Source organism: Demequina sp. NBRC 110053 (assembly GCF_002090095.1).
Lineage (GTDB): Bacteria > Actinomycetota > Actinomycetes > Actinomycetales > Demequinaceae > Demequina.
In genome coordinates this window covers 1,139,164-1,151,360 of the sequence record NZ_BBRJ01000002.1, presented here as the reverse complement: position 1 = coordinate 1,151,360, position 12,197 = coordinate 1,139,164, and the positions used below count along the sequence as shown (strand labels likewise).

4 protein-coding genes are annotated in these 12,197 nt (G+C 70.2%); 3 read left to right on the top strand and 1 reads right to left on the bottom strand.

What is annotated here, in order from left to right:
- Positions 1-8: 8 nt before the first annotated feature.
- The gene (locus B7K22_RS05480) at positions 9-1,481 is read left to right on the top strand and encodes a dihydrolipoamide acetyltransferase family protein (protein ID WP_084038969.1); all 1,473 of its coding nucleotides are present in this window, start codon (positions 9-11) and stop codon (positions 1,479-1,481) included.
- A 69-nt stretch (positions 1,482-1,550) separates the two neighbouring features.
- Here the strand turns inward: B7K22_RS05480 and B7K22_RS05475 are convergent, their stop codons facing one another.
- Positions 1,551-2,669: a winged helix DNA-binding domain-containing protein gene (locus B7K22_RS05475; RefSeq protein ID WP_084038968.1), complete on the bottom strand. Its 1,119-nt coding sequence runs from the start codon at positions 2,667-2,669 to the stop codon at positions 1,551-1,553.
- 97 nt (positions 2,670-2,766) lie between these two features.
- Between B7K22_RS05475 and B7K22_RS05470 the strand changes: the two genes are divergently transcribed.
- A complete protein-coding gene (locus tag B7K22_RS05470) occupies positions 2,767-3,789 on the top strand; it encodes a DUF2332 domain-containing protein (RefSeq protein WP_159448771.1) in 1,023 nt (340 codons plus the stop codon).
- Positions 3,790-3,896: 107 nt separating this feature from the next.
- On the top strand, positions 3,897-12,191 hold the full coding sequence (locus B7K22_RS05465) for a DUF5979 domain-containing protein (protein WP_159448770.1): 8,295 nt from the start codon (positions 3,897-3,899) through the stop codon (positions 12,189-12,191).
- Positions 12,192-12,197: the final 6 nt, after the last annotated feature.

Sequence of the window (12,197 nt, the reverse complement as noted above, 5' to 3'; positions counted from 1 at the left end):
GAGCGCGGGTGCCTACCTTCGAGCAGTTCACCATGCCCGACGCGGGCGAGGGCCTGACCGAGGCCGACATCATCACCTGGATGGTCGGCCCCGGCGACACGGTCGAGGTCAACCAGCCCATCGTCGAGATCGAGACCGCGAAGTCCCTGGTCGAGCTCCCGTGCCCGTTCGACGGCGTGGTCTCGCGCCTGCTCGCGCAGGAGGGAGAGACGGTCGAGGTGGGCGTGCCGATCCTCGAGGTCGACGTCGATCCGAGCGGTGAGGCGCCCGCGCCAGCGAGCACAACTCCCAGTTCAACTGCAGCGGCTGCTGCCACGCCTACGGCGGACGGTGGCTCTCGCGTCGGCTCATCTGTGAGCTCGGCACAGGCGACAGCGCCCTCGGCCGATGCGCGGGCTGGGGGCAGCGACGATGCGCCAGCCGGGTCGCCCTCGAGCGAGGGCTCGGGCGCGAGTGGGGATGAGGGCTCGGGCGCGGTGCTGGTCGGGTACGGGGTTCGAGCCGGCTCGGCGCAGCGACGCCCGCGCCACGATGACGCCCTCGAGCCCGTGGGCGGCGCGCAGGATGCCGGGGACTACCCGGTGCTCGCCAAGCCGCCCGTGCGCAAGCTCGCTCGGGACCTCGGCGTGGACCTCACCACCGTGACACCATCCGGGCCGGGTGGCCTCGTGACCCGCGAGGACGTCGAGCAGCACGTGAAGGCGACGGCGGCGCAGACGCTCGCCACGTACCCAGGCGACGACCAGCCATGGCTCGAGACCGGAACCACGCAGAACGACGGCCGCACCACCCGCGTGCCCGTGAAGTCGGTGCGCAAGCGCACCGCCGAGGCGATGGTCCAGTCGGCATTCACCGCTCCGCACGTCACCGAGTTCCACACCGTCGACGTCACCGAGACCATGAACCTCGTGGCGAAGCTCAAGCAGGACCGCGACTTCCAGGATGTTCGCGTGACCCCGCTGCTCATCGTCGCGAAGGCGCTCCTGCTCGCGGTGCGCCGCCACCCGGAGGTGAACGCGGCGTGGGATGACGAGACCCAGGAGATCGTCTACAAGCACTACGTCAACCTGGGCATTGCGGCCTCCACCCCGCGCGGCCTCGTGGTGCCGAACATCAAGGACGCCCACCGTCTCCCGCTGCACGCGCTCGCGGTCGAGCTCCAGCACCTCACCACCGAGGCGCGGGCGGGCACCGTGAAGCCCGCGCAGATGACGGACGGCACCATCACCATCACCAACGTGGGCGCGCTGGGCATCGACACGGGCACGCCCATCCTCAATCCTGGGGAGGCGGCGATCCTCGCGTTTGGCGCCGTGCGGCAACAGCCGTGGGTGCACGAGGGCGAGATCAAGGTGCGCTGGGTCACGCAGCTCGCGCTCAGCTTCGACCACCGCCTGGTCGACGGCGAGCTGGGCGCCCGCGTGCTCTACGACGTGGGCCGAGTCATGGAGGATCCCGCGCAGGGGCTCGTCTGGGCGTAGCTCCCTGGCCAGGGTGACGGCGTTGGCCGTCCTGGCGAGGACATCGAGGTCTGGCGACCCACGGAACGTTCAGCCGGTGGGCGTGCGGTCCGTCCATCGCACGTCGACCTCACGCCCCAGGAACGCGGCATACCGCGTGAAGGCGCGCTCGAAGGCGTGACGGTCGCGACCCGTGAGCCGGGAGAGCGGCTCGACGTCGACCACGCAGAGGCGCGTTCGAAGGGTGCGGGTCCACGTGCCCACGACCACGCCCTCGCGCACGAGGGTGGCCCGGAAGACCCCGTTGCCGCCGGGCACGATCCTGTCGAGGTCGCCGGCAGCGACGAAGGCCGTGCGATCGCCGAACCCGAGCATGAGCTCGTCGAAGCCGGGCGGCACCACGGCGCCGCCCGCGCTGTTCGGGACGCCCTCGGCGAGCGCATCGGCCGCGGCGATCATGGGGCCCAGCTCCGTGTCGACGCTCGCGAGCGCGTCCCCCGCGCCATCGATGCCCGCGCGGCAGTCGCGCACCCCGAGCCCCGTCCACCGCGACAGGTCCTTGACGAGCGCCGGCCCGTGCGAGCGGACGTAGCGCAGAGCGATGGTCGCGAGGCTCTCCTCGCGCGACAGCCGCACCGGATCAGGCACCCACTCGTCGAGCAGCACGAACGTCTGCTCCTTGCCCTGGGCCGGAGCGATGCACGTGAGGCCGGTCTGCGAGGCGTACCACAGCAGGTGGTAGCCCACCTGGCCGGGAGTCTCGACCCCGGCCGCCGCGATGCGCTCGATGCACTGCGCGCGGGTCAGGCGACCGCCGCCGCGCAGCGCCTGCTCGAGCGCGCCATTGGCGGTCTCGACGGTGCGCTCCGTGATTCCCAGGTACTCGCGCCGCTTGGCTGCCCCGGCGAGCGGCTTCGCGGACATCAGGTCGAGCATCCAGCGCGCGTCGCGCGACGGCACGAGGTGCACCGTGCCGCGCATGGGCCAGGTGCGCAGGGCCTCGCGCCGCTCGAGCGCCTCGGTCACGTCGCTGCTCGTCCACCCCGGCAAGCGGATTCCCAGAGACCACATCCCGCTCGCCTCGTCCTGCGCCTGCATCGCCCCCATCCATGTCACGACGTCCTCGACGGAGCGGTGCGGGTGCTCGCCCGCCAGCAGCAGCGCGCGCATGCGCAGAGCGCGGACCTCGTCGACGCTCAGGACGGCCATGCGTGTCACGGTACTCATGCGCTCCGACACACGGCGGTGCCGGATCCGCACGTTCCGGCACTGGGCGCGCCGTCGCGGGATGCGGGACCATCGACTCATGCCGACGACCGCGTGGAGCGCCGCCGACCGCGCCGACCTCGCGCAGGTCGCCGCCGAGGTGCTGCGGTGGGAGCGGGCCGTGCCCGACTCCCCGCTCTACAGCGCCTTCGCGCTCGGCATCGCAAGCGACCCCGACCTGCTGCGCGTGGTCGCGGCCATCGACAATGTGCCTCCCCTCAACCTCCTGTTCGGCGCGGTCAAGCTCACCTTGGACAGGGCCGATGCGCTCGCGGCCTGGTATCCCCACCTCACCTCCGACCCTCGAGTGGCGGGCGGCGCCGCGTTCGCGGCGTTCCGCACCTACGTGCTCGAGCGTGAGCGCGACCTGCTTGCGATTGCCTCCGCCCACCGCACCCAGACGAACGAGACCGCGAGAGCAGCCGTGCTCCTACCATGGATGCCCGCCCAGGTGCCGGTCCACGCGATCGACCTGGGCGCATCGGCCGGTCTCAATCTGTGTCTGGACCACTTCTCGTACCGGTACACGGGCGACAGGCGCGCGACGCTCGGCGCAGGTGAGCCGCGGATCACCTGCGAGGTGCGCGGAGAGGTCGAGCTGCCCGAGAGTCTTCCGACGTTCGCGACGCGCACGGGCATCGACCTCGCGCCCGTCGACCCGACGGACCCGGAGGCCGCCGCGTGGCTCGAGGCGCTCGTGTGGCCCGAGCACCAGGATCGGCTCGACCGCCTGCGCGCCGCCATCGCCGTCCGGCGAGGGGTCGACGTGCGGATGGTCGCGGGGGATGCAGCGTCCGCTCTCGCCGACGTTCTCGACGCGCTGCCGCCCGGCCCCGCGGTGATCTGGCACACCATCGCGCTCTATCAAGCCAGTGCGACGGCACAGGCGGACATCGACGCGGCGGTCAACCACGCCGCGCGCCTGCGCGACGTGACCAGGATCGGCTTCGAGCCGGTCGCATCGGGCCGCGATCCCGAGGTGCGCGTGGGCCATGCCTTCGGCGCGGCTGAGGTGGTCGCGACCGCGCATCCGCACGGACGGTGGCTTCAGGTCCAGGCGTGAGCGCCGATAACTCCTATAGAGGCCATCTCGCGCGGATTCGGCTACCGTGGCGAGTGTCGGATGAGGTGCGTGTCGCGGGTCATCACGTGCCAGGACGGGGAGGGCACGTGAACGGTCGCCGGAGGCGTCACAGCACAGGTCAACGATGGATCGCGGGGCTGATCGCACTCGTCACCGCAGGTGCCACCACGGTGATCGCGGGCACGACGGCCGCAGCGGTGATCCAGCCCGCAACCCTGTCGATCGAGAAGACCGGACCCGCTCCCGCGGATCTTCCGCTGTCGCCCGGCGAGCCCTTCAACTACGTCGTCACCGTTCAGTGCTCGTACCCCATCCCCAACTCCGGCTGCTACGACGCGCAGGTCACCGACACGATCCCGGCTCCGTTCGAGCTCGCCGGCACGCCCACAGTCGTGTCCAACGGCAACTCCGCGACGGTGACGACGTCCGGCAACGACGTCACTGTCGACTTCGACACCACGTTCCTCAACACCACCGACCCCGGCTCCGGCATGCTCGGCGGCACCACCGCGACCATCACCATTCCGGTGGTCGTTCCCGAGGACGCGGACTACGACTTCTCGGGCACGGACATCGTCAACACCGCGGACTTCTCCGCGTCCAACCCCGACACTGCGCCCGTCGACGACGATCACGCGGTCCAGATCGACGTGGAGCTCGATCCCGAGACCGATGTCACGAAGTCCTTCGACCCCGCAGAGGCGACGGCGAGCGCAGGAACCCCCACCACCATCGAGATCGACGCGACGAATGAGTCAGGCACGGGAGTGGATTCGCTCGTGATCACCGATCCGGCGCCGGGATCGGGCAGCACCACCTTCGACTATCTCCAGCTCGACTCCATCACCATCACCGATGTGCCGGCCGGTGCGGACGAGCTCGTGGTCTCCGTGGACACCGGCAGCGGACTCGAGCCGGTCGGCCCGGCGATCGACGTCAGTCCCCCCGCCGCGCCGTACGTGATCGACCTGTCGGGCGTCGACCTCGAGGCGGTCGAGGGCATCCAGATCGAGTTCACGGACACCGAAGACCCTCGCATCGAGGATGGGGCCAGCGCGGGCGTCGACATCGGCATGGTCCAGCGCGACCCCGGAGCGCTCAGCGATGACGTGACGGTCACCAACACCGCTGGTTCCGAGGTCAGTCGCGATGGCGAGCCGGGATCCGACACGGACGACGCGACCTACGACATCACGACCAATGTCCCCACCGTGTCCGCCGGCAAGACCTTCGATCCCGACCAGGTGCTGCACGGGGAGTCATCGACGGCGACCATCACCGCCGGTGTGGAGGGCGACATCGATGTCGAGACGCTCACCGTGACCGAGCCGTCCGCGGGATCGTTCTCGGAGGCCATGAGCTTCGAGGGCTTCGACGGACCCATCGTCTTCCCCGAAGGCGCGGACTCCGCGACGATCACCTTCCAGACCACCGGTGGCCCGGTGACCACGGACCCGTTCGCGTCGGGCGAGGATCCGACTCCCCTGCCCGATCCCGCCACGGTCACCAGCTTCGCCATCACCTTCGAGGACACCGACGACAGCGGCATCGTCGCGGGCGGGACCGAGGCGTCCATCCCGATCGCGGTGGGCACGGACCCCACCGACACCGCCGAGGTCACCGAGCTCGACAACCCGATCGACGTGACCGGCACCACGGAGGACGGCGTCAACGGCTCCGCTTCCGGCGAGGACACGCTCTACGTGTTCGATGAGCACATCGACCCCACGGCCACCAAGTCGATCACGCCCAGCTCGATCCTCGGCTTCGACGGCGAGTGGGTGGTGATGCAGCTCTCCGGAGGAACCGCGGGCCTGCCCGTCGATGGCGAGACCGACGTCCCGTACTCGTCCATCCCCTCGCAGCAGATCGTGGTGCAGGACCCGGTGGATCCGAGTGCCGCGGATCCCTTCTGGGACGCCTTCGACCCGACCCAGCTCACCGACATCGACATCCCGGCGGACGCGGAGCTCACCGTCAACTATTGGGACGGCGACTCCTGGGAGACCCTCACCGGTCCCCTCGACAGCTCGCAGTCCCCGTTCTCCTATGACATCGCCGGCGAGGCACCCCCCGCGCCCGAGGACATCGGCGGACTGCAGTTCCAGTACGACTATGTGGGCGCCGATGACGGCTTCCCGCCGGGCACCTCCTTTCAGCCGAACGTGGTCATGGACTTCGACGTCGATGCGGCCGACACGTCCGCGTGGGAGTCCGACGATCCCGCCCAGTTCACGAACTGCGCGAACGCGAGCGCGGCTGCCGGTACCACCGGCTTCGGCCCGTCCGACCCCGCCTGTGCCGACGTCGACGTTCTCGAGCCCGACGCCGACGGCGGCGGCCCCACCATGGACAAGACCTTCGTCAACGCCGATGGGAGCGAGGACCCGAGCATCCCCGCCCGATCGCACCAGACCACCACGGCTCGCCTGCACTGGTCGACGGGCGGAATGTCGGACGTCGACTCGGTCACTCTCACCGACGAGGACGGCGCCCCGCCTGGCGACCTCGCCACCTCCGTGTTCGATGCATTCGACCTCGTCCAGATCGACGCGATCGACGGCAGCCTCGACCCGCTCATGGAGTACGACGCGATCGACGCCGTCCTCATCTATCGGGACGACCTCGACGCGTGGGTGGTGCCGACCGACAGTCCGTGCGGCCCGCTCGACGACGGTGGCGGGGCCGAGTTCACCGCGGCGTGTGCCGGCGCGATGCCCGCCATCGCGCTGACCGATGAGGAGCAGGCGCAGACCGTCGGCGTGCAGATCGTCTACGTCGAGTACCCGGGCGCGCGCGGCGACGCGCTGGCGCCGCCGGTGGGCTCGGGCGTCGCCCGCTCGACCGATGCCGACGGTCGTGACGCGGACCTCACCATGCGCGTCAGGGACTGGCGCCGGAGCGTGCTCCCTGGTCTCGAGGCGGTCGACAGCACGGACACGTACAACGCCGGCGATGCGGGACTCGTGGGCAACACGGCCTCGGCCGTCTCGGACATGGGCGGCACGACCACGTCCGTCGACGATGGTGCGGAGATCGTCATCACCGGACCCGACCTCGACGTCGCCACCACGAAGACGTGGGACGGCTCGCCCGTGGGCGTTCCACCCACCTCGACCGATCCCGGCTCGTATCCGAACACCGCCATGTCGCTCACCGTGACCAACGGCTCGTCCATCGTGTACGTCGACGAGCTCAGGATCGTCGACCGCCCGACGGAGGGTCGTCCTGCGGATGACCCCCAGGTGCTCATGCCGGATGTCTTCGACATCACCTCGATCGACGCGGTGACGATGCCGATCGGAGCCGACGAGGTCACGGTGACCGCCTTCGATGATGCGGGCGTCGAGATCCTCGCGTCGACCGACGCCGACGGCGCGGGCGCTGTGGCGTGGACGGAGGCGCAGCTCGCGAACGTCGTCGGATTCGAGCTGCTGTTCTCCGGACGGGTCGACCCGGCGACCGGCGGGCCCGGGGACCCGACCACCGGAGGCATCGAGCCGAGCGAGACAGGAGGCATCGACCTGTCCCTGCGCCTTCGCCAGGAGGATCGGTACCGGTCGGTTCCCATCGACGATGCCTACCTGGAGACCTACGGCGTCGAGGACCCCATCACCGGCGACTACTCCGTTCCGGTGGACAATGCCTCCGTCGGGTCTGTCGACGACGCGGGCCGCGTGCCCGCCGTGGATCCTGAGCCTCCGACGGATGACGCCGAGGCCTCGGTGGACCTGACCGTGTTCGAGATCGGCGTCGCGGTGGACAAGGAGTTCTCCGACGCCGATGGCGCGAACGCCGCCGATCCGTACGTCCAGGTGGAGACCGTGGACGGATCGCGGCCCGAGTTCCGGATGACGCTGACGGGCACGCCCATCGAGGGCGCTCGGCCGATCTCGATGCAGGTGAGCGACCTCGACGCGAGCTTCTGGAACGCCTACGAGTTCGTGGGCATCGACCCGAGCTTCACGCTCGCGTCGCCGATCGAGACGGTCGAGATGCAGGTGTGCACCGGCCCGGCGCTCGCCGGCGATCTAGGCGATGCGACCATCTCGGGTGGGTGTGAGCGCGCCGTCGCAGGCGACGACTCGGTGACGTACTCCGGCACGCTCGAGTCCAGCGGTCCCACCTCAGTCATCCCCACGCTCCCGACGGACGTGGACGCGGAGGACGTGATCGGACTGATCTTCACGTTCTCGTCGGCGACCGCCTGGGAGAACCCGTGGAACCCCGTGCAGGAGATCCCCATCATCGTCCAGCGGCGCGAGACCATGCTGACGCCGGCCGGCTCCGCACCGCCCACGGACCTGGACGGCAACCAGGCGGCGCCTGGAGAGGCCGCGGCGGGCACGTGGGAGAACACCACGCAGGGCGCGATCACCGCGCTGCTCGACGAGGCCGGCGCCACCGGCGACGGCATCCACGGCGTCGCGGAGGACGTCACGGCGGATGTCACCTATGCCCACTCGGTGACGGCCGCGGAGGTCGTGAAGACCCCGGATGGCAGCGGTCCGCTGAGCCTCGCGGCGTCGACGCCGTTCAGCCTCACGTTCACCAACACCGGCGACACGCCCATCTACAACCCGGTCTTCACCGACGAGCTGCCGGTGAACGCCGACGGCCCTGTGCTGCTCGTCGATCCCTCCCCGGCGGCGACCGGCGGCAGTCCGTACGCGTTCGCACTGGACACCGCCGGGGGGGATCCGCTGCCTGCCGGGTGGGCTCCGGTGCCCACCGATGAGGCGCAGATCACCATCACCCCCGACCCGGCCGGCGACGACACGACCGAGATCGAGTTCGCCTTCCCCGACGGAGTGGCGCTCGGCGTGGGCGAGAGCTACACCATCACCATCCAGATGCTCACCCAGGCCGGGCTGAGCCCCGACGAGTTCTTCACCAACACCGCCGTCATCGACGGCGATCGGCCGTTCGACTACTGTGCCGCGCCGCCCTTCGATCCCGACGACGCCGAGGTGCTCGACACCTGCGAGGGCGATGCGACGAACTCCGTGGCCGCCGGCGGGGCGCTGCGCTCGGGCAAGTTCGTGCGTGCAGGGACCGAGGACGAGCCGAGCTACGACCTGGGCGAGATCAACGTGATCGACCCCGGCGCCGAGTGCGAGCCGTACACGGGAACCTTCAATGACGGCTTCTTCGCCCTGCCCTGCGTGCCGCGCACCGCGCCAGGGCAGACCGAGACGTGGCGGCTGGTGCTGCGGAACACCGGCAATGTGCCGTTGAGTCAGATCATCGCCGTCGACCGTCTGCCGGCCGTGGGCGATGCGACAGCGCTCAACCCGGGCCAGAGCCGCGGCTCGCTGTGGGCGCCCGTGCTGACCACGCCGCTGGCGGGCTCGGGCGGCGCGACAGGCGTCACCTTGACGGAGTACGTCACCGAGGACGAGGTGCCGTGCACGGACGTCATCAATCACACCGGCGACTGCGATGGCTCGTGGATCCCCCTCGAGGACTTCACCGGCGACGTGGCCGACATCACCGGCTCCATGTACATCGCGGACTTCGCCCCTGGCAGCGCACTGGAGCCAGGCGGCGTGGTCTGGATCGATGTCGAGACCACCACTCCCGCGACCGCGCCATCCCTCACCGACCCCGACACCGCGACCGCCGATCCGATCGCCTGGAACACGGTCGCGACGTCGGCCACCACCGAGGACGGCACCGACCTGCTCGCCACCGAGGGCAACGCGGCGGGCGTCGCGCTCGCGACGGGCGCGCTCGAGTTCAACAAGGTCGTCATCGGCGAGGGGGCGGACGGCATCGATCCCGACTTCGCGCCGGACGACTTCGACGTGACGGTTGTGTGCACCTCGTTGGACGAGGAGGTGTTCCGCACCACCTTCACCGTCACGGGCAACGGCCCCGCCGAGCTCGTTGACAACCTGCCGTATGGCGCGGAGTGCACGCTCGAGGAGACGGACCAAGGTCAGTACACCGTGGCGCTCGACCCGGAGACCGTCACGATCCCGGATGGGTCTGCCGTGCCCGTCCAGATCACCATCACCAACGACTACCCGCTCGCGTCCCTGCGCCTGACGAAGGAGGTGCTGCAGGGCGATTCGACGGTTGACCCCGAGGATGCCGGGCCGTTCACGCTCGCCGCGATCTGCCGCTTCCAGGGTGACGTGGTGTTCGCGAGCAACACCTCCGACTACACCGTTGTGAGCGGCACCATCATGGCCGTCGAGGGCATGACGCACGACGACTCCATCATTCTCGAGGGTCTGCCCGCGGGTGCCGAGTGCATCGCGGGAGAGCTCGACGCGGCCGGCGCGGATCGCGTGGGCGTGATCTGGACCACCGCGACTGCCGGCTCCGGCGGCACAGTGGTGGGAGACCCCGACGACGGGCCCGTCGCGTCCGACCTGTTCGCGCTGACCCCGGACGACGACGACGCGCCGCTGGGCCCGACGACGAACGATGTCCTGGTCCTCAACCAGTACGCCCAGGGCCAGCTCGAGATCATCAAGGAGCTGGACGGCCCCGGAGCGTCCGCTCACCTGGGCGACACGTTCACCGTCGAGGTGACCTGTGTCTTCGAGCGGCCTGACGACGAGGGCGGCGACGTCGTGACCTTCGACGGCGCCGTGGACGTCGTGGTCGGGACGCCGACGGTGATCGACGGCATCATCGTGGGCTCGGTCTGCGACGTGACCGAACCCGAGTCGGGCCGCAACGGCGCCGACCAGTGGATCTTCGATCCTGCCGCGCCCGACGGCGCGGACGCGGGTCAGGTGGTCATCGACACCGACACGGCGCCGGTGACCCTCACGGTCACGAACGTCTTCGAGACCCTCGTGGACCTCGACGTGACGAAGATCGTCGACGCCGACCCGCTGAACGACGGTCAGGGAGGCGTGCCGGACGTGGGCCCCTTCCCGGTCGCGGTCACGTGCGTCTACGCCGAGGGCACACCCTACGAGCAGGTGATCTACTCCACCGACGCGCCAGCGACGAACGAGCTGCTCGACGGCGACGTCTGGTTGGTCGAGGACATGCCCACCGGCACGGTCTGCACCGTGACCGAGACGGATGCGGCTGGAGCCATCGGGACCACCGTGGAGGCCGAGAACGCCGACGGCAGCACTGGCGCGCTCGATGGCACGAGCACCACCATCACCCTCACCCCGAACGGCGTCCTCGGCGGCACCACCAACCACGTGACCTTCGTCAACGACTTCCCGGTGGGCTCCCTCGCGCTCGAGAAGGTGCTGACCGGCGATGGGGCAGCGGACCGTGGAGCCGGGCCGTTCACGCTGCACGTCGAGTGCACGTCGCCGACGTTCGGCGCCGACACCTGGTCCGGCGACGTGATCGTCGGCGGCACCGAGCCGCTCACCGCGACCATCGACGGCATCCTCGCGCCGTCGCTGTGCACCGTGACGGAGGTCGACGACGGCGGCGCGGACGCCGTGTTCTTCGAGCCCGCGCTCCCGGGTGCCCGCCAGAGTACCGTGCTCGTCACGGCTGACGCCCAGGCGCCGGTGACGGTCACCGTGACCAACCACTTCGAGCCGCTCGCCTCTCTCGAGGTGACCAAGGTCGTGGAGGACACCATCGCCGACGAGACTGGCGCCGTCCCCGACCTCGGCCCGTACGCGATCGCCGTGGAGTGCATCTACGACCCGGGCGGCCCCAACGAGCACGAGGTCTACGCCGACGGCCACGGTCTGCTCAGGCCCATGGTCGCGCTGCTCGACGACGGCGAGACGGCGACCTACACCGGCATTCCCGCGACCTCGGTCTGCACGGTCACCGAGCTCGTCGACGGCGGTGCCGTGTCGAGCACGGTCACGGTCGCGAACGCCGATGGCGCCGGCGAGCCAGTCGACGGCACGGCGGGTGCGGTCGCGATCACGCCGAACGACGACGCGGACGAGGCGACCACGTCCGTGGTCGTGACGAACGCGTTCGACGCGGGCTCGCTCGCTCTCGTGAAGGAGCTCGCCGGCGACCCCGAGGCCTACGCCGACGCCGGACCGTTCACCTTCTCCATCGAGTGCACCCTGGCACGGGCGGGCCGCGGCCCTGCGCCGACCTACACCGGCGAGCTGATCCTCGGCGGCGGGCAGCCGCTCGTCGCTGGCATCGACGGCATCGTCGCCGGCTCGGAGTGCGTCATCACCGAGGTCGACACGGGCGGGGCGGATGAGGTGGCTCTCTCGCCGGCGGGATCGGAGGCGGGCACGGCCGTCGTCACCATCGCGGCAGGCACGTCGGTGTCGGTGACGGCGGTCAACACCTTCGAGGCGGACGCGGTGCTGCCGCTCACCGGATTCGACGGCTGGTGGCTCGTGGCCGTCGCGGGAGCGCTGCTGGTGCTGGGCGTGATCCTCGTCGTGGTCAGGCGGCGCATCAAGGAGTAATCGCAC

Coding starts and splice junctions, on each gene's coding strand:
- B7K22_RS05475 (WP_084038968.1), bottom strand. CDS start 2,669: ATGGCCGTCCTGAGCGTCGACGAGGTCCGCGCTCTGCGCATGCGCGCG.
- B7K22_RS05470 (WP_159448771.1), top strand. CDS start 2,767: ATGCCGACGACCGCGTGGAGCGCCGCCGACCGCGCCGACCTCGCGCAG.